We start from the raw sequence: 18,453 nt of genomic DNA, 5'->3' as shown, positions 1-18,453 counted from the left end.
CCACCGAACCGTCCACCCGCCCTGCCCCGCCCCGGACCGGGATGGCGACGGCGCGCCGGTCGCCCGGCGCCGGGAGGCCGGCATGAGCGAGCTCGACGGCTGGGCGGAGCGCCGCCGCATCGCCGAGCAGGGGCGCGGCGAGCGGCCCTGGTCCCTCTGGGGGCCGTATCTCAGCGAGCGCCAGTGGGGCACGGTGCGGGAGGATTACAGCCGGGACGGCAATGCCTGGCGCTCGCTGCCGCACGACGAGGCGCGCTCGCGGGCCTATCGCTGGGGCGAGGACGGCCTCGCCGGGCTCTGCGACGAGCGCGGTCAGATGTGCCTCGCCCTCGCCCTCTGGAACGGGCGGGACCACATCCTCAAGGAGCGCCTGTTCGGCCTCGCCAACGAGGAGGGCAACCACGGCGAGGACGTCAAGGAGGTCTACCACTACCTCGATGCGGTCCCGAGCCACGCCTACCTGAAGTTCCTCTACCGCTACCCGCAGGGGGCCTATCCCTACGACGACCTCGTGCGCGAGGGACTGCAGCGCGGCCGCGACCAGCCGGAATACGAGATCGAGGAGACCGGGCTGTTCGCCGAGAACCGCTTCTTCGACGTCACCGTGGAATACGCCAAGGAGGACGTCGAGGACATCCACGTGGTGATCACGGCGGTCAATCGCGGGCCCGAGACGGCGGACCTGCACCTCATCCCGCAGCTCTGGTTCCGCAACACCTGGTCCTGGAGCGAGACGGCGGCGCACCGGCGCCCGGCCCTCGCCCTGCGCCCCGACGGCGGCATCGCCTGCGAGCATCCCCGCCTCGGGCTCTACCGCCTCAGCTTCGACGGCTATCCCGACCCGCTGTTCTGCGAGAACGACACCAACCTGCGCCTGCACGGCTGGGAGCCCGACGCTCCGGGCCCGTTCAAGGACGGCCTGCACGCGGCGATCGTCGACGGCGACGACGGGGCCGTGCGCCGCGACGCCGGCACCAAGCTCGGGCTGCACTACTTCCGCCAGCTCGAGCCGGGCGAGACCACCCGGGTCACCCTGCGCCTCTCGGCCGGCCCGCGCCTGCGCCCCGTCGACCGCGAGGGCACCATCGTCCATCGCCGGATCGCGGAGGCGGATGCCTTCTACGAGGCGCTGCAGGACGGCATCGGCGATGCCGATTCCCGCGCCATCTACCGGCAGGCCGCCGCCGGCCTGATCTGGTCGAAGCAGCTCTATGCCTATGACGTCCGGCTCTGGCTCAAGGGCGACCCGCTCCAGCCGCAACCGCCCAAGGAGCGCGACGGCGGCCGCAACGTGCACTGGCGCCACTTCGCCGGAGCGGACGTGCTCTCGATGCCGGACAAGTGGGAATATCCCTGGTTCGCCGCCTGGGACCTGGCCTTCCACTGCCTGCCCCTGGCGCTGCTCGATCCGGACTTCGCCAAGAAGCAGCTCCTGCTCCTCACCCGCGAATGGTACATGCACCCGAACGGGCAGCTGCCGGCCTACGAGTGGGAGTTCGGCGACGCCAACCCGCCGGTCCATGCCTGGGCCACCTACCGGGTGTTCGAGATCGACCGCGACCGGCGCGGCGGGCGCGGCGACCTCGCCTTCCTGGAGGGCGTGTTCCACAAGCTCCTCATCAACTTCACCTGGTGGGTGAACCGCAAGGACGCGGAGGGCCGCAACGTCTTCCAGGGCGGCTTCCTCGGCCTCGACAATGTCGGGGTGTTCGACCGCTCGCGCCCGCCGCCGGGCTTCGGCCGTATCCACCAGGCCGACGGCACCGCCTGGATGGCGATGTACGCCCTCAACATGATGCGCATCGCCCTGGAGCTGGCGCTCCACAACGACGTCTACGAGAGCACCGCCTCGAAGTTCTTCGAGCACTTCCTGCTCATCGCCGAGGCGATGACCGACATGGGCGGCGAGGGCTTCGGCCTCTGGGACGAGGAGGACGAGTTCTACTACGACGAGGTCGACATTCCGGGCGGCGGCATGCTCCCCCTCCGGGTCCGCTCGGTAGTCGGCCTGGTGCCGCTCTTCGCCGTCGAGGTGATCGAGCCCTGGGTGCTGCAGCGCCTGCCCGACTTCGCCCGGCGCCTGAACTGGCTCCTCGAGCACCGCCCGCACCTCGCCTGCCTCGTCTCTCGCTGGGACGAGGGCGGCGTGCAGGACCGCAAGCTGCTGTCTCTGCTGCGCGGCCACCGGATGAAGGCGCTCCTGCGCCGCATGCTCGACGAGGCCGAGTTCCTCTCGGCCCACGGCATCCGCTCCCTGTCGAAGGCGCACCGCGACCAGCCCTACGCGCTGAACGAGTTCGGCGCCTCCTTCACGGTGCGCTACGACCCGGCCGATTCCACCTCGAACATGTTCGGCGGCAACTCGAACTGGCGCGGGCCGGTCTGGATGCCGATGAACTACCTCATCATCGAGGCCCTGCGTCGCTTCCATACCTATTACGGCGACGACTTCCTGGTGGAGTACCCCACCGGCTCCGGCGACCACCGGACCCTGGCCGCCATCGCGGACGCCCTGGAGGACCGGCTGATCGCCCTGTTCACCAAGGATGCGGACGGCCGCCGCCCGGCCTTCGGCGACCGGCCCCCGATCCCGCCGGCCCCCGGCGCCGAGGAGGCCCTACTGTTCCACGAGTTCTTCGACGGCGACACAGGGCGGGGGCTCGGCGCCTCGCACCAGACGGGCTGGACCGCGCTGATCCTCAACCTGCTGCACACCCGCGCCCGGAGGCCGGCGGAATAGGATGCCGGCGCGCGGTCGAGAGTCGATCCGTCAGGCGATGGGCTGGCTCAGATAGGCGACCATCATCTCGGCGACGGCCCGGTCGGCATAATCCGCGACGCTCTCGCGCCAAGTGACCGGGAAGGCCTCGACCACGCTGCGGCCGGCCAGGACCTCCGCGAGTTCGTGCGGCAGGAGCCCGTTCTCGATCGCCGCGGCGGCCGCCGCCCGGCCGTAGCTTCGCCGCAGGCCGCGCGGTCCGGCCAGGATCGCGGGGTTCGCCGGTCCGGTCGGCTCAAAGGCTGTGGTGTGAACGCTCATGGTCGTCATCTCCGCCGAAGTGTTGCCCTGTCTGCGTCGCGTCGCGTCCTACGCAGCGGCGACAGGGGGCGGGGTGGCGAGCGCCTTGGCGGGCAAGGCGGCGGTGAAGCTGCATCGGCTGGCTCATGGCGTCGGCTCCGGTCGTCGGCGTACCCGTGCCGCCGATGCAGAGGACGATAGCCGCATCGCCCGGGAATGTGCTTCCAAAGATCCGGCGCGGCGGAGAGCGGCGTCGCACCGAAGGTCGGTTCGGCGGAAGGCTCAGGCGGCCCGGCGGTGGCCGAGCTCGTCGGCCACCGCGCGGGCGAGGTGACGGGCCGCGTCGCGGATATCCGGCACCGCGATGCATTCCCAGACCACGCCGCGCAGCATCGGCCCGAAGGCCCAGATCGGAGCGTGGTGCGGCGGACCCACGACCGTGCCGCCCGGGCTCGCCGCGATCCCGAGGCCGAACGGGCCGGGCCGGACGAGGCCGCGGGCCAGCAGGGTGCGGAGCAGCGGATCGTCGGTCTCGGCGAGCCGGCTGAAGCCGGTGGCGTCGAGGATGCCCTGCGCCTCGACCCGCTCGCGCCGATCGGTGCCGCGCGGGCGCAGCGTCACCACCGCCCGGTCCGGCGCCGCGTCGATGGCCAGGATGCGCCCGGCCCGGACCACGAGGCCGCCGCGCCGGATCTCGGCCGCGATGGCCTCCGCCGCCGGGGGTGCCGTGCGGTGGCGGTGCACGTCCCAGTAGGGGCGGACATGGCGCAGCATCCTGGCCTGCTCGGCCCGCGGCAGCCCGGCCCAGAGCGCGTCGGTGATCGGCCGCAGGGCGTCGATGACTCCGCGCCAATCGTCGCCGTCCTCCCGGGCCGCCGCGATCCTGCGCCGGACGGCGGCGACGAGTTGGCGGGCGGAAGCGCGGATCTCGGGGGTGAACTCGGGGCGCCGGCCTGCCGGGACGGCCGCGTGGGGCTTCGGCAGCAGCCCCCGGCGGGACACGGCGACGATGCGGCCGGTGAACCCTTCCCGGCGCAGGGCCGCCACCGAATCCATCATGGTCAGGCCGGTGCCGATCACCAGGACGTCGCGCGCCGGATCGAGGGCGGCGAACGCTTCCGGACGCCACGGATCGAGCCGGTACCGGCTCGGCACGACCGCCGGACCCGGAAGGTTGCCCATCGCCAGGACCAGGCCCGCCACCGGCCGGGGCGGAACGCCCACCCCGTGCAGGACGAAGCCCTCCGACACCGGCTCCACGTCGACGATCGCCGCCGAAAGCGGGACCAGCCGGTCGCCGGCGCCCGCCGCCACGCGGGCCCAGCGCTCCGCCAGGTAGCGGCCGTAGAGCCCGCGCGCCGCGAAGGTGCCGGCCTCGGTCTCGCGGATCCCCCGCCGCTCCTCTGCGCCGAAGGGCGTGCGCGCCAGCCAATCCGCGAAGTCCTCGGGCCGCTCGGAATCGGCGCTCATCTGGCTCGCCCGGAGATTCAGCAGATGCTCCGGGTTGGTGGTGGCGTAGGCGAGCCCGAGGCCGAAGGGGCGGCTGCGCTCGCAGAGCAGCACCGCACGATCCGCCGGCAGGGCGCGCAGCAGCTGCTCCGCCGCCATCAGGCCGCTGAAACCACCGCCGATGATCGCGATGGGACGTGGCCCGTGGGTCGAGGACATGGTGGGGGCTCCCGAAGCTGGTGGGCGCCCGGGTTTTACGAAGGTTCTTTAAAGAGAACAAGCCGCGGAGCGGAGGCCCATGAGATTGGGACCCGCACCGTGATAGGCCCCCGATTTGAGTGTATGACCTCTATTCGCCCGCAATATTCCAAGATTGCGAGGCCGAGTGGGACGCTTTCCTCCCGTATGTCGTTCTGTAAAAAGAACGTTCTCGTTGACTCGCGCCGCGGTGATCGGGACGATGCAGGGGGGTGCCGCGACCGTGCCGGACCCCTTCGCCCGCCGCCGACACCCACCCCTGAGAGGGCCGTCGTGAGCTTCCTCGATCCGGACGCCGTCGAGTTCATCGGCTTCGCCGCCCCCCGCGAACAGTCGGAGATCCATGCGCCCACCGGCCCGGCCATCGACCGCGACTACCTGCGCCTCCTGGCCCAGGCGCAGGAATGGGGCGGGTTCGACCGCATCCTGGTGGGGTTCTACGCCACCGCGCCGGACGCGCTCCTGCTCGCGGCGCAGATCGCGGCGGTGACCGAGCGCATCGGCCTGATGATCGCCCATCGCACCGGCTTCACCGCCCCCACCGTGGCGGCGCGCCAGTTCGCGACCCTCGACCAGCTCACCGGCGGCCGCGTCGCGCTCCATGCGATCAGTGGCGGCGACGACCGCGAGCTCGCCCGGGACGGCGACCACCTCACCAAGGACCAGCGCTACGCCCGCACCGACGAGTTCCTGACCATCGCCCGGCAGGCCTGGACCGCCGCGCGCCCCTTCGACTTCGCCGGGGCGCATTACCGGGTCGCGGGTGGATTCTCCGAGGTGAAGCCGGTCGATCCGCGCGGCATCCCGGTCTATTTCGGCGGGGCCTCGCCGGCGGCCATCGCGGTGGCGGGCCGCCACGCCGACACCTACGCCCTCTGGGGCGAGAGCCTGGACCAGGTCCGCGAGGCGATCGCCAAGGTTCGCGCCGCGGCGGCGCCCTACGGACGGCACCCGCGCTTCAGCCTGTCGTTCCGGCCGATCCTGGCCGAGACGGAGGACGCCGCCTGGGCGCGGGCGGAGGACATCCTGGCCCGGACCCGCGCGACCCGCGCCGCGCAGGGGCTCGGCCCCGCCGCGGCCCCGCAGAACGAGGGCTCGCGCCGGCTGCTGGCGGCGGCGGCCGAAGGGACGCGCCTCGACGCCCGGCTCTACACCGCCATCGCACGGGAGACCGGGGCGTCCGGCAACTCCACCGCCCTGGTGGGCACGCCCGAGCAGGTCGCCGAGGCGCTGCTGGCCTATCACGACCTCGGCGTGCGCACCTTCCTGATCCGCGGCTTCGACCCGCTGACGGACGCCCTCGCGTATGGCCGCGACCTGATCCCGGCCTTCCGCCGGCTGCTCGCCCGACGTGGCGCCCGGGCGGAGGCGGCGTGATGCGTATCCCCCTCGCAGTCCTCGCGTTTCCGGCCCTCGTGTTTCCGGTCCTCGCGTTTCTGGCCCTCGCGGGTCTCGCCCGCGCCGACGACGCCGTGCCGCGTGCCGACGGCACGGTGCTGCGTGTGGGCGACCAGCGCGGCAACGCCCGGGCGCTGATGGAGGCGGCCGGCGTGCTGGCCGACCTGCCCTACCGCCTCGACTGGAGCGAGTTTCCCGCCGCGGCTCCGCTGCTGGAGGCGCTGAATGCCGGGGCGATCGATGCCGGCGGGGTGGGCGACGCGCCCTTCACCTTCGCGGCCGCCGCCGGAGTGCCGGTGAAGGCGTACCTCGCCTTCCGCAACCGGCAGGACGGCCTCGCCATCCTGGTGGCGAAGGAGTCGCCGATCCGGTCCGTGGGCGACCTGAAGGGGAAAAGCATCGCCACCAACCGTGGCTCCATCGGGCATCAGGTCGTGCTCGCGGCCCTAGAGGAGGCGGGCCTGCCGACGAGTGCCGTGACCCTGCGCTTCCTGCCGCCCGCGGATGCCAAGATCGCCCTGGCCAGCGGCAGCGTCGACGCCTGGGCGACCTGGGAGCCTTACACCTCTTCCGCCGAGCTCGCCGGCCTCGCCCGGGTGGTCCGGGACGGCAACGGCATCACCCCGGGCCTGAGCTTCGCGGTGGCGAGCGACGCGGCCCTGAAGACCAAGCGGGCGCAGCTCGCCGATTTCGGCCGGCGCCTCGTGGCGGCCCGGGACTGGGCCCTGAAGGACCCCGCGCCCTACGCCGCAATCTGGTCGAAGCTCATCGGCCTGCCCGAGGCGGTGCCCCTGCGCTGGTTCGCGCGGGCGCAGTACCGGGCCGTGCCGATCGACGCGGCCGTCATCGCCGACGAGCAGCGCACCATCGACCTCTACGTCCGGTCCGGGCTGATCCCGCAGGCCCGCGCCCCGAGCGCCGCGGCGATCCTCGATCGCAGCTTCGAACCGGCGCCCGCTGCGGTACGATGAGCCGCGACCCCCAGCACGCGAGGCGACCCATGCACGGCGAACACGACCACGACCACGACCACGCCCACGATCATGCCGACGATCACAGCCACCACGACCACGCTCACGACCATGGGGCGGCCGCGCGCTGGAAGCACGACGGCGTGCGGGTGATTCCGGGCGACAAGCTCGACGCCAACACGGCCCAGACCCCCGGCATGTTCCGGCAGGCGGCGATCAACCATGCCCGGGTCGGCGCCCAGAAGATCTGGGCTGGCACGGTGGCGATCGCCCCCGACGCCAAGACCGGCGTCCACCACCACGGCGCCCTGGAGAGCGTGATCTACGTGATCTCGGGCCGCGCCCGCATGCGCTGGGGCGACCGGCTCGAATACGTGGCCGAGGCCGGACCCGGCGACTTCATCTTCGTGCCGCCCTACGTGCCGCACCAGGAGATCAACGCCGACCCGGACCAGCCCCTGAACTGCGTCCTCGTGCGCTCCGACAACGAGGCCGTGGTGGTCAACATCACCGATGTCGAGCCCGTCGAGCGGCCCGAGACGGTCCACTGGGTCGACCCCATCCACAAGCATCCCTGACGAGACGAGATTCCATGATCCATCGCCGCCACGCGCTGCGCGCCGCCGCGCTCAGTCTATTCGCCCTGACCCTGGTCCCCGGAAACGCCCGGGCCGCCGAGGCGGGCAAGCTCCGCATCGGCTTCCAGAAATCCTCGACGCTGATCGCCCTGCTGAAGGAGGATTCCGCGCTGGAGAAGGCCCTGGCGCCGCTGAACGTCACCGTCACGTGGCACGAGTTCACCAGCGGCCTGCCGATCATGGAAGCCCTGAATGCCGGGCAGATCGACGTCTCGGCGGATGTCGCCGACACCGTGCCGATCTTCGCCCAGGCCGCCCAGGCGCGGATCGCCTACATCGCGCAGGAGGCGGCCTCGCCGGCGGCGCAGGCGATCCTGGTCGCGGCGGATTCGCCCATCCGGTCGGTGGCCGATCTCAAGGGCCGCAAGGTCGCGGTGACGAAGGGGGCCGGCAGCCATTACCTGCTGCTGGCCGCCCTCGCGGCCGAAACACTGCCGTTCCGGGCGATCAAACCGGCCTATCTCACGCCGTCGGACGGGCGTGCGGCCCTGGCCAGCGGCGGCGTCGAGGCCTGGGTCGCCTGGGATCCGTTCCTGTCCGCGGCGGAGCAGCAGACCGGGGCCCGGATCCTGCGCGACGGCACCGGCCTGTCCCCGTACAAGCGCTACTACCTCGCCGGGGCCGACTACGCGACGCAGCGCGCCGACGTGCTCGCGCTCCTGTTCGGCAAGCTGCGCGAGACGGGGGCCTGGGTGAAGGCCAACCCGGACGCCGCCGCCGCCCGGCTCGGCGCCCTGTGGAAGCTCGACCCCGCCATCGTCCGGCAGGCGAACGCCCGGCGCAGCTATCAGGTCGAGCCCGTGACCCGCGCCGCCCTGGCCGAGCAGCAGACCATCGCGGATGCCTTCCGCGCCGAGGGCCTGCTCCCCCGCGCCGTGGACGCCGCGGCCCTGCCGATCTGGGCGCCGCCAAGCCTCTGATCGGGCCGGCTCCGGCCTCGCCGCGCCCCGTCGGGGGCGCCCGAGGCCGAACCGGTCAGCGGATGCCGCCGCTGGCGGTGATGTTCTCGCCGGTGAGCCAGCGGGCGTCGTCCGAGGCGAGGAAGGCGACGACGTCGGCGATGTCGCCCGGGTGGCCGGCGCGGCCCAGCGGCGTCTGCGCGACGAAGCCCGCCTCCATCTCCGAGCCGGTGATGCCGGCGCTGTGCGTGCCCTCGGTGACCACGTAGCCCGGGCTGACCGTGTTGACCCGGATGCGGCGCGGGGCGAGCTCGTTGGCGAGCACGCCCGAGATCGCGTTCACGGCGCCCTTCGTGCCGCTGTAGACCGCGGCGGCGGGCGTGCTGACATGGGTGATGGCCGAGGAGATGGTGATGATGCTCCCGCCCTCGCCGAGGTGCTTGGCCGCCGCCCCGGAGGCGAGCAGGACGCCCAGCACGTTGATGTCGAAGAGCCGGCGGTAATGCGCCTCCGTGACCTCCTCGATGGCGGCGAATTCGTAGACGCCGGAATTGTTGACCAGCACGTCGAGCCGACCAAACTGCGCCACCGCCGCCTCGATCAGGGCCTGCGCCTCCGCGGCCTTCGAGACGTCCGCCCGCACCGCCACAGCCCGGCCCCCTGCGCCGGTGATCTCCGCGACCACCGCCTCCGCCCCCGCCTGGCTCGAGGCGTAATTGACCACCACGGCCGCGCCGTCCCGCGCCAGCGCCTTGGCGATTCCCGCGCCGATGCCCTTCGACCCGCCGGTCACGACGGCAACCTTGCCCTGAAGCTTCGACATCTGAGGATCCTTCCAACCTGGGCCGGCGCCGCCCTGGCGCCCCGCATCCCATAGTTCGGAAGTTCGGAACTTCCGAAGCGCGGATCAAGTCCCTAGATGTCGAAAACATGAGACCGCTGTTCCACCCCGCGCCCGAGGACCTGCAGACGAGTGCGATCCTGCACGCGCTGGCCGACCCGAACCGGGCCGCGATCTTCGCCAACATCATGCGGGCGGGCTGCGTCGAGGCCTGCTCGGCGCTCTCGGCGGTGGGCGACCGGGTGATCCCGAAATCCTCGCTCTCCAACCACTTCAAGGTGCTGCGCGAGGCCGGGCTGATCCGCAGCGAGCGCCACGGCGTCGAGATGCGCAACCACGCCCGCTGGGCGGAGGTGGAGGCTCGCTTCCCGGGCCTGCTCGTGTCGATCCTGAACGCCTATGCGGGCGAGGGTCCGCGGATGGAGGATGGGGCGGCGGAGCGACCCCCACCACCCATTCCTCCCGACAACGGGTCGTCGGTCTGACTGCCGATCACTCCGCGCCGTCCTCCCGGGGCGCCGTAGGCGGGCCCGGGATGACGCGGTGCCGGGGTCGGACCCGCCCGTCGCCCCTCCCCGCCTCGGAAGCCGAACCGCCTCACGCCGCGGCCGCCAGCGCCTTCTGGAATTCCGCCTCGGGCAGGAGCGCCCCGCCGGTGGTCCACACCACCTGGGTGGCGTCGCGCAGCTCGGGCAGGGCCGCCAGGGTCGGGCGGACGGCCGCGAAGGCGGCGGCGGCCGAGGGTTCGAGGCGCAGGGCCGCCCGCTGCCAGAGGTCGCGGACTCCGGCGAAGAGCGCCGCGTCCGCCACGGTGACGACGCCCGCGATGAGGGGCCCGACGGTGCCGGCGACGAGGAGCGAGGCGCTCGACACCGCGAGGCCGTCGGCGGCGGTGTGGTTGTCGAGGCCGATGTCGTAGACGCTGACCGGCCGGTCGAGCCCGGCGGCGAGCTGCACCAGCATGCAGGGGGCGGCGACGGGCTCGACGAAGACGCAGTGGACCGCGTCGCCGAACAGGAGCTTCAGCCCCAGGGTGACGCCCCCCGGCGCGCCCCCGACCCCGCACGGCAGGTAGACCACCAGGGGATGCGCGGCATCGACCGGGATGCCGGCCGCCCCCAGCTGGCGCTGCAGGTCGAAGGCCGCCGCGGCGTAACCCAGGAACAGGTCGACCGAACTCTCGTCATCGACGAAATGCGCGTCCGCCCGGCCCGCGAAGGCGTCCCGTGCCGCCGCGACCGCGCTGCCGTAATCGCCCGCATGCTCCACCACCCGGGCGCCGATGTCGCGCAGGCGCTGCTTCTTCCAGGCCTTGGCATCGTGGGACATGTGGACCTCAACTTGGAAGCCGAGGGCACGGGCCATCACCCCGACGCTGAACCCGAGATTGCCGGTGCTGCCCACCGCCACGGTGAAGGCGCCGAATGCGGCGCGGAGCTCGGGCGCGGCCAGGCGGGCGTAGGATTCGCCCGGGTGCAGCCAGCCCCGCGCCAGGGCCAGCCGCTCGGCCGTGACCAGCACCTCGTAGACGCCGCCGCGGGCCTTGATGCAGCCCGTCACCGGCAGGTCGTGGTCGGCCTTCACCCACACGGCCGCTGCGGCGCCGCCGCAGACATGGGCGGCGACGTCCGGTGCCAGCGCCAACAGGGGCGAATCGATCCGCCCGGTCTCCAAGTCAGGGAACAGGGCCGCCAGCAGCGGGTCGAACCGACGCCAGCGCGCCTCCGCGTCGCGGACCGCCGCGAGGCCGTAGGCGAGGCCGGGCAGGACCTCGGCGGCTGGCCGGCCGTGCGGGTTGCGCCAGACCGTCGGACGCCCCGCGCGCACGGCCTCCGGAATCCCCTGCGGCTGGTCGGACATGGGCAGCATCCCTTCTCGGGTGATGGGTGACGCGGGTACGCGGTCGACGGCCGTCTCAGATGTCCAGCGGCGCATTGTCGACCACCTCCTTCATCACGAAGAAGGTCCGGGTCTGGCGAACCCCCGGCAGGGCGATCAGGGTCGCGCTGTGGAGGCGGTTGAAATCCGCCATATCGGAGACGCGGATCTTGAGGAAGTAGTCGAAGTCCCCGGCCACGAGGTGGCAGTCGAGCACCATGGGCATGGCGCGCGCCGCGGCCTCGAAGGCGGCGAAGCTCTCCGGCGTCGAGCGGTCCAGCACCACCCCGACCATGACGAGGGAGCCGCGCCCGACCTTCTCGGGCGCGATCTGCGCCCGCACGCCCCGGACGTAGCCCTCGTCGAACAGGCGCTGGATGCGCCGATGGCAGGTGGCCGCGCTGGTGTTCACCCGCTTGGCGATCTCGGCATTGCCCATGCGCCCGTCGGCCTGGAGCAGGCGCAGGATCTTCAGGTCCATGCGGTCCAGCCCTGCATCCATGAAAGATCCTCTCGGCAAGGGCGCGACTGACGAAAGGGGAGTTCGTCCCAGGGCGCCCAACGCCCGACATTGCAAAATCCGCGCCCCGATTTCGAGAGCACCTTTCGCAGGGTCTTTGCTAGCTTTTCCGGGCTGACCACGAAGGACCCCGTCCATGCTGTCGAAATTCGAGCGCTATCCCCTCACCTTCGGCCCGACCCCGATCGAGCACCTGCCCCGCCTCACCGCCCATCTCGGCGGCGACGTGCTGATCTACGCCAAGCGCGAGGACTGCAATTCCGGCCTGGCCTATGGCGGCAACAAGCTGCGCAAGCTCGAATACATCGTGCCCGACGCCATCGCGAGCGGGGCCGACACCCTGGTGACCATCGGCGGCGTCCAGTCCAACCACACCCGCATGGTGGCGGCGGTGGCCGCCAAGATCGGCATGAAGTGCCGGCTGATCCAGGAAGCCTGGGTTCCGCACGAGGACGCCGTCTACGACCGCGTCGGCAACATCATGCTGTCCCGCATCATGGGCGCGGAGACGCAGCTCGTGGATGACGGCTTCGACATCGGCATCCGCGAGAGCTGGACCAAGGCCCTCGAGGACGTGAAGGCGAAGGGCGGCAAGCCCTACGCGATTCCGGCCGGGGCCTCGGTGCACAAGTTCGGCGGCCTCGGCTTCGTCGGCTTCGCCGAGGAGGTCCGCGCCCAGGAGGCCGAGATGGGCGTCCACTTCGACTACATCGTGGTCTGCACCGTGACGGGCTCGACCCATGCCGGCATGGTGGTGGGCTTCGCCGCCGACGGGCGCGCCCGCAACGTCATCGGCATCGACGCTTCCTGCACCCCGGCCCAGACCAAGGCGCAGGTGCTGGAGATCGCCCGCAACACCGCCGAGCTCATCGGCGCCCCGGCCATCACCGCCGACGACATCGTGCTGAACGAGGACTACGCCTACCCGGTCTACGGCGTGCCCTCGAAGGAGACCGTCGAGGCCATCCGCCTCTCGGCCCGCCTGGAAGGCATGATCACCGATCCCGTCTACGAGGGAAAGTCCATGCAGGGCATGATCGACCTCGTGCAGAAGGGCTTCTTCCCCAAGGGTTCGAAGGTGCTCTACGCCCATCTCGGCGGTGCCCCGGCCCTCAACGGCTACAGCTACACCTTCCGCAACGGCTGAGGTGCCGGACCGGCCGGCGATGCTGCCGGCCCCGGACGGGGCCCGGCTCCGCCACAGGGTCGAGCGGGCCGCCCCATGGCGCTCTCGCCTTCCGGTTTCGCGCTTCCGAGGTTTTCGGCGACGGGTCCGCCGAGAGCCTGCGAGCGCGGAGCCCCCCGCCTGGGCGTCGAACGCCGATCGACGATCCCCGTCTCGAACAGTGAGATCGGGAGTTTGCCGGTCGGTCCGTCGACCGGCACAGGCTCGCCCGCGCCGACGCTCCGGAGAAGGCTAAGTTCGGCGAGCCTTGGCTCGGATGCCGCGTTCCGGGCATCCAGAAAGGTCATGCCTGCCGCCCGAGAAGCAACTCTATCTTTTGATGGAGATCGCCGAGCGTAACGTTAAGAACGTCAGCGCCGGAAGACCATCGATGTCGGCGGGATTCACCTTTGGACAACGAAGACTCAAGGATTCGTTGCCCTCTCCGAAATCGCAACGATCTCGAAACGGCGTTCCCCCAGGCTTGCGACGTGGACTTGAACGCTCGGGACGATAGGGACACTCGGAACGACGGGGACGCGAAGACAGTCGGACGACGCCGGATCGGACGGACCGCGTGAAACGGCGCGGTGCGTGGTTGGGACCGCCCGTCGTGGATGTGGGATCGGGCGAGGCCCGCGCGGCGCGCGAGCGACGTCGAAGGCTGCATCTGAGCTGCGACTCAAGCGCATAGAGCGCTAAGTGCGATAGAAGCTGCGTAACCCATTAGTCCTGTGTTCGTATTTCGCTGATAGCATCATGTCGATGCTAACATGAGTTAGGCAATGGCGATCAGTAATACCGAGGACGAGCGGCTTCACGCGCTCAAGCAACTGAGGCTCCTCGATACGCCTCCCGCTGAAAGCTTTGATCGCATCACCCGAATGGCGAGTCAGCTGTTCGATCTACCGATCGCCGCGATTTCCCTGACCGACAGCGACCGGCAGTGGTTCAAGTCCCGGGTCGGCGTCGATCACTGGGAGATCCCCCGGGATCGAGCGCCCTGCGGTGAGGTGGCGGACACGACCCGTGCCGTGCTGATTCCCGACCTGAGGGACCATCCCTGTTACCGCGACAGCCTGCTGGCGCAATCCGGGATACGGTTCTACGCGGGCGCGCCGCTGATCACCCGCGAAGGGTTCTGTCTGGGCGCCATGTGCGTCCTCGGTACGGAGCCGCGCCAGGTGTCCGAGCAGGAGCAGGCCGCCCTCACCGACCTGGCCGCCATGGTCATGGCGCAGGTCGAGCTTCAGCACGCGTTCGGGCGCGTCGACGCCGTGACGGGCCTGCCGAACCGGCATCAGCTTCTCGAGGACCTGCACGACCAGGCCGCCGGCGGGGACGGAGGGCCGCGTCACCTCGTGCTGGCCGAGGTCATCGATGCCCTCAAGATGTCGGATACGGTGCGGGTGCTCGGCGTCGGGGTCATCGAAGACCTGATGCGGGAGGCGACCCGTGCCATCTCGGCCAACCTCGGGCTCGACACCCAGATCTATCACGTCGGTGCGGCCCAATTCGCCTGGATCGTTCGATCGTCCCAGGCCGAGACCGGACTCGAGGACCGCCTGCGCGATCTGGGGGCCCATCTGCACAAGCACCTGAGTTCGGCGCCCGTCCGGATCTCCCTGAACCCGGTCATCGGCGTCGCGCCGATCGCGGTCGGACAGACCCTCGCCGAAGACGCGATCCGCATGGCCCACAACGCCGCGCAGGAGGCGCGCCTCACGGGCCAATCGGTGAGCACGTACTCGATGGTCGCCGACGATCACCATCGGAGGCGTTTCCGGCTCCTGAGCGACATGCGTACGGCACTGATCTCCGGTCGGGAGCTCTCGCTCGTCTACCAGCCGCGCATCGACCTGCGAACGGGAGCCTGCATCGGGGCCGAGGCGCTCCTCCGCTGGAAGCACCCCGAACTCGGCGGCGTCTCACCGGGCGAATTCATCCCGCTGGTCGAACAGACCGATCTCGCCGGTCCGCTCACGGCCTGGGTCATCGCCGAGGCCATCCGCCAGATCGTGGCCTGGCGGGACATGGCCATCGAGCTGTCCGTCTCGGTCAATGTTTCCGTGGCGAACCTGGACCAGCCTGAATTCGCGACCGACCTCATCGAACACCTGCAAAGGGCCGGCATCCGTCCCTCGGCCTTCGAGGTCGAAGTCACCGAGAGCGCCCTCATCAAGAACCGAACGCATGTCGAGGAGCAGCTGCGGACGATCCGAAACGCCGGCATCCGCGTGGCGATCGACGATTTCGGGACCGGCTACAGCAGTCTTTCCTACCTGAGGCACCTGCCGGCGGACCTCGTGAAGATCGATCAGTCGTTCGTGCGCGATCTGGCGGGCGATCAGAAGGGGCAGACGCTCGTTCGGCATCTCATCGAGATGTCTCGCGGGCTGGGCTTCCGCGTGGTCGCCGAAGGGGTCGAGGACGCGCAGGCTTACGAGATCCTGAGGTCCTGGCACTGTGAGGAAGCCCAGGGATACTGGATGTCTCCGCCCCTCGCCGCAATCGACCTGCAGGCTTGGCTCGCGGCGCAGGCGACCGTCCGGGACGAAGCGGCATAGTCCGAGGCGGAGGCCGACCGGGGCCCCGGTCGATCGGACCGGGATCGGTATCCCGCGAGCCCGCGCGGCGTTGTCCGGTAAGCCCGCACGGCGCTCGGGCGAAGGCCGAATCCGTGCGCTCGTTCCGAAGGCGCGGGATGGCTTGATCGCGATGGCTTGCTCGCGATCTCTCGCCTGGTTTGCCCTGCCGATCGCGACGGCATCGGCCGGAATGTCCCAGGGCCGCGGCCGTCCCATCCCGCGGCGTCCCATCGGGAAAGGCGCTTCCCTTCGGAGCGGCTGCGCGACATGGTCGGTCCGCAACGGCCGAACCCGCACGACGCACGCCACGAAGAGCCCTGCCCATGGTGGAATCCCTGTCGAACCGCGACGTCCCCGATCGCGACGCCCTCGCCCCCTTCGAGACCCTGCTCGGTCCCGGCGGGGTCCTCACCGATCCGTCGATGACCGCCCGCTACACCCGCGACCAGCGCGACCTGATGCAGGGCGACACCCCCGCCGTGCTGCGCCCGCACAGCGTGGCCGAGGTCCAGGCCCTCGTCGGGCTCGCGCGGACCCACGGGTTCGGCCTCGTGCCCCAGGGCGGCAACACCGGCTACGTCGGCGGGGCGACCCCGGAACCCGGTCGGCGCCAGCTCGTGGTCAGCCTGGAGCGGATGACCCGCATCCGCGCCGTCGACCCCCTGAACTTCACCCTGTCGTGCGATGCCGGCACCATCCTGGCGGACGCCCAGAAGGCGGCCGATGCCGACGGACTGTTCCTGCCGCTGAGCCTCGGCTCCGAAGGCAGCTGCCGCCTCGGCGGCAACCTCGGCACCAATGCGGGGGGGCTCCAGGTCCTGCGCTACGGCATGGCCCGCGACCTCGTCCTCGGCCTCGAGGTGGTGCTGCCGGACGGGACGCTGTTCTCCGACATGCGGACCTTGCGCAAGAACAACATCGGCTACGACCTGAAGCAGCTCTTCATCGGCGCCGAGGGGACGCTCGGCATCATCACCGGGGTGGTGCTCAAGCTCTGGCCGGCCCAGGGCCAGCGGGCGACCGCCTGGCTCGAGCTCGCCGAGGGGGCGCCGATCCCCGAGATGGCCGCGCTGGTGCGCCGCGAAACCTCCGACCTCGCCTCGACCTTCGAGCTGATCTCCGCCTCCTCCCTCGGCCTCGTCACCGAGATGCGCGGCGCCGAGACCGGACTGAAGGCCGGACCCGGCGGCGCCGTGCTCCTCGAGCTCACCGCCTCCTCGGACCGCATCCCCCTCGACGACGTGCTGATGGGCTGCCTGGAGACCCTGATGGAACGGGGCTGGGTGGTCGACGCGGTGCTGGCCCAGTCCGAGACCCAGCGCCGGGCCTTCTGGGCGGTGCGCGAAACGATTCCCGAGGGGGAGAAGCATGCCGGCGGATCGGTCAAGCACGATATCGCCGTGCCGATCTCCCGCCTCACCGATTTCCTCGATCGCGCCGCCGCCCTGCTCGCCGAGCGCCTGCCGGGCGTCCGCCTCTCGGTCTACGGCCATGTCGGCGACGGCAACCTGCACTACAATCTCGTCGTACCCGCGGGTCACGACCGGCTCGCGTTCACGCGCGAGATCGAGCGGGGTTTTGCCCACGACCTCTACGCGATCGCGCTGGAATACGGCGGCGGATACAGCGCGGAATACGGCATCGGCCGTTTCAAGCGCGACCTGCTGGAGCGCTACGCCGACCCCGCCCGCCTGCGCCTGATCGAGACCGTGAAGCGCGGCCTCGACCCCGACGGAATCATGAACGCGGGCGCGCTGGTCTGAGGTGTCCTCAGTCCTGGAACGACAGCGTCGCCCGGGTGCCGATCGGACCACCGCCATAGACCAGGGCCGAGCGCAGGTTCGCCGCCATCGCCCGGATGATCCGGGAGCCGAGGCCTGTGCCCCGCGGCTGGCCCTCGCCGGTCCAGCCGATGCCGTCATCCTCCACCGTGAGGGTCAGGCCATCGGTCCCCTGGCGCGCGACGGAGACGCGGATTTCCCCAGACGCATCAGGGGGATAGGCGTATTTGTAGGCGTTGGTCACCAGCTCGGTGACCACGACGCCGACCGAGACGGCCTTGTCGGTGGCGAGCCGCACCGGCGCCGCGTCGAGCCGGATGGCGTGATCGCGCCCGGCTGCCTTCATGGCCGCCTGGAGCTCCTCCACGAGGCTCGTCAGGTAGGCGTCGAGGTCCACGGCCTCCACGTCGTCGGAGGTGTAGAGCCGGCGGTGGATGCCGGCGATCGCCGAGATCCGGGCCTGCATCTCCCGGAGGGCAGCCTTCGCGGCAGGATCCGTCACCGCGTTGGTCTGCATGTGCGCCAGCGCCGCCACCAGCGCCAGGGAATTGGCGACGCGGTGGTTGACCTCCCGCAGCATGATCTCCGCCCGGTCCCGCGCCTCCCGCACCGCCTGCTCGGCCCGCTCCTTGTCCCGCCGCAGCGCCTCCTGCCGCAGGGCGGTATCGATCGCCTCCCCGAGGAGCTCCCGGAACTGGCCCTGCAGGTCCTTCCAGACGTAGTCGACGGCCCCCGCCTTCAGGGCTGCGACCGCGACGCGGCTGTCCTCCGAGCCGGTGACGTAGACCACCGGCGGCGCCTCCGGCAGGGCGCGGATCGCGGGCAGGATGTCGAGGCCGGTCTGACCGGGCATGTGATGGTCGAGGGCGACCACGTCGATGCCGCCCTCCCCGAGACGCGCCAGTCCGGCATCGCCGTCGAGGGCGAGCTCCACGGCGTAGCCCCGCGCCGCGAGGGCGCGCTGCACGAGCCGCCCCAGGCCGGGGTCGTCGTCGATGTAGAGGACGCGACCGCGGCCGAGGGGCGCAGGCTCTGTCATGAGCGGGCG

General features: G+C 71.1%; 15 protein-coding genes. 9 read left to right on the top strand and 6 right to left on the bottom strand.

The genetic code is table 11. The annotated features are described in order from the left end of the window. Positions 1–82 precede the first annotated feature (82 nt). Positions 83–2,740 (top strand): MGH1-like glycoside hydrolase domain-containing protein, encoded by a 2,658-nt coding sequence (locus tag AC0IY1_RS21175; RefSeq protein ID WP_471772181.1) that lies wholly within the window; start codon positions 83–85, stop codon positions 2,738–2,740. Positions 2,741–2,770: 30 nt separating this feature from the next. On the opposite strand, the gene AC0IY1_RS21170 is transcribed toward AC0IY1_RS21175, so the two are convergent. Both AC0IY1_RS21170 and AC0IY1_RS21165 read right to left on the bottom strand, forming a co-directional pair. Further along, positions 2,771–3,040: a hypothetical protein gene (locus AC0IY1_RS21170; protein WP_471772174.1), complete on the bottom strand. Its 270-nt coding sequence runs from the start codon at positions 3,038–3,040 to the stop codon at positions 2,771–2,773. Positions 3,041–3,301: 261 nt separating this feature from the next. Continuing rightward, positions 3,302–4,687: an FAD/NAD(P)-binding protein gene (locus AC0IY1_RS21165; protein ID WP_471772172.1), complete on the bottom strand. Its 1,386-nt coding sequence runs from the start codon at positions 4,685–4,687 to the stop codon at positions 3,302–3,304. A 312-nt stretch (positions 4,688–4,999) separates the two neighbouring features. Between AC0IY1_RS21165 and AC0IY1_RS21160 the strand changes: the two genes are divergently transcribed. Genes AC0IY1_RS21160 through AC0IY1_RS21145 form a run of 4 tightly spaced genes read left to right on the top strand, consistent with a single transcriptional unit; the run spans position 5,000 to position 8,653 of the window. Then, positions 5,000–6,103: an LLM class flavin-dependent oxidoreductase gene (locus AC0IY1_RS21160; protein WP_471772170.1), complete on the top strand. Its 1,104-nt coding sequence runs from the start codon at positions 5,000–5,002 to the stop codon at positions 6,101–6,103. Beyond that, positions 6,103–7,095 (top strand): ABC transporter substrate-binding protein, encoded by a 993-nt coding sequence (locus AC0IY1_RS21155; protein WP_471772168.1) that lies wholly within the window; start codon positions 6,103–6,105, stop codon positions 7,093–7,095. Before AC0IY1_RS21160 ends, AC0IY1_RS21155 begins: the two co-directional genes overlap by 1 nt. Positions 7,096–7,124: 29 nt before the next feature. After that, complete coding sequence (locus AC0IY1_RS21150) at positions 7,125–7,673, top strand: cupin domain-containing protein (RefSeq protein ID WP_471772166.1); 549 nt, start codon at positions 7,125–7,127, stop codon at positions 7,671–7,673. A 14-nt stretch (positions 7,674–7,687) separates the two neighbouring features. Continuing rightward, positions 7,688–8,653: an aliphatic sulfonate ABC transporter substrate-binding protein gene (locus tag AC0IY1_RS21145; protein WP_471772163.1), complete on the top strand. Its 966-nt coding sequence runs from the start codon at positions 7,688–7,690 to the stop codon at positions 8,651–8,653. Positions 8,654–8,708: 55 nt separating this feature from the next. Here AC0IY1_RS21145 and AC0IY1_RS21140 read toward each other — a convergent pair whose 3' ends face one another. Continuing rightward, positions 8,709–9,455 carry a glucose 1-dehydrogenase gene (locus AC0IY1_RS21140; RefSeq protein WP_471772162.1) on the bottom strand — a complete coding sequence of 249 codons (747 nt, stop codon included), beginning with the start codon at positions 9,453–9,455 and terminating at the stop codon, positions 8,709–8,711. A 107-nt stretch (positions 9,456–9,562) separates the two neighbouring features. Between AC0IY1_RS21140 and AC0IY1_RS21135 the strand changes: the two genes are divergently transcribed. Then, positions 9,563–9,958, top strand: coding sequence for an ArsR/SmtB family transcription factor (locus AC0IY1_RS21135; RefSeq protein WP_471772161.1), 396 nt, complete (start codon positions 9,563–9,565; stop codon positions 9,956–9,958). A 112-nt stretch (positions 9,959–10,070) separates the two neighbouring features. On the opposite strand, the gene AC0IY1_RS21130 is transcribed toward AC0IY1_RS21135, so the two are convergent. Both AC0IY1_RS21130 and AC0IY1_RS21125 read right to left on the bottom strand, forming a co-directional pair. After that, positions 10,071–11,333: a D-serine ammonia-lyase gene (locus tag AC0IY1_RS21130; protein WP_471772158.1), complete on the bottom strand. Its 1,263-nt coding sequence runs from the start codon at positions 11,331–11,333 to the stop codon at positions 10,071–10,073. A gap of 55 nt (positions 11,334–11,388) precedes the next feature. Next, positions 11,389–11,853 (bottom strand): Lrp/AsnC family transcriptional regulator, encoded by a 465-nt coding sequence (locus AC0IY1_RS21125; protein ID WP_055953482.1) that lies wholly within the window; start codon positions 11,851–11,853, stop codon positions 11,389–11,391. 154 nt (positions 11,854–12,007) lie between these two features. Here AC0IY1_RS21125 and AC0IY1_RS21120 point away from each other — a divergent pair, with 154 nt between their 5' ends. The 3 genes from AC0IY1_RS21120 (at position 12,008) to AC0IY1_RS21110 (ending at position 17,387) form a co-directional block, all read left to right on the top strand. Beyond that, the gene (locus AC0IY1_RS21120; protein WP_471772156.1) at positions 12,008–13,018 is read left to right on the top strand and encodes a 1-aminocyclopropane-1-carboxylate deaminase; all 1,011 of its coding nucleotides are present in this window, start codon (positions 12,008–12,010) and stop codon (positions 13,016–13,018) included. 803 nt (positions 13,019–13,821) lie between these two features. Beyond that, a complete protein-coding gene (locus AC0IY1_RS21115) occupies positions 13,822–15,603 on the top strand; it encodes a putative bifunctional diguanylate cyclase/phosphodiesterase (RefSeq protein WP_471772154.1) in 1,782 nt (593 codons plus the stop codon). Between the two features lie 344 nt (positions 15,604–15,947). Continuing rightward, the gene (locus tag AC0IY1_RS21110) at positions 15,948–17,387 is read left to right on the top strand and encodes an FAD-binding oxidoreductase (protein ID WP_471772153.1); all 1,440 of its coding nucleotides are present in this window, start codon (positions 15,948–15,950) and stop codon (positions 17,385–17,387) included. Between the two features lie 7 nt (positions 17,388–17,394). Here the strand turns inward: AC0IY1_RS21110 and AC0IY1_RS21105 are convergent, their stop codons facing one another. After that, on the bottom strand, positions 17,395–18,444 hold the full coding sequence (locus tag AC0IY1_RS21105) for a sensor histidine kinase (protein WP_055953471.1): 1,050 nt from the start codon (positions 18,442–18,444) through the stop codon (positions 17,395–17,397). Between the last annotated feature and the right edge of the window lie 9 nt (positions 18,445–18,453).

This window comes from Methylobacterium sp. AC690 (assembly GCF_979256535.1).
Note: the sequence above shows the minus strand (reverse complement) of the source record. Positions and strands in the feature narration are given on the sequence as shown.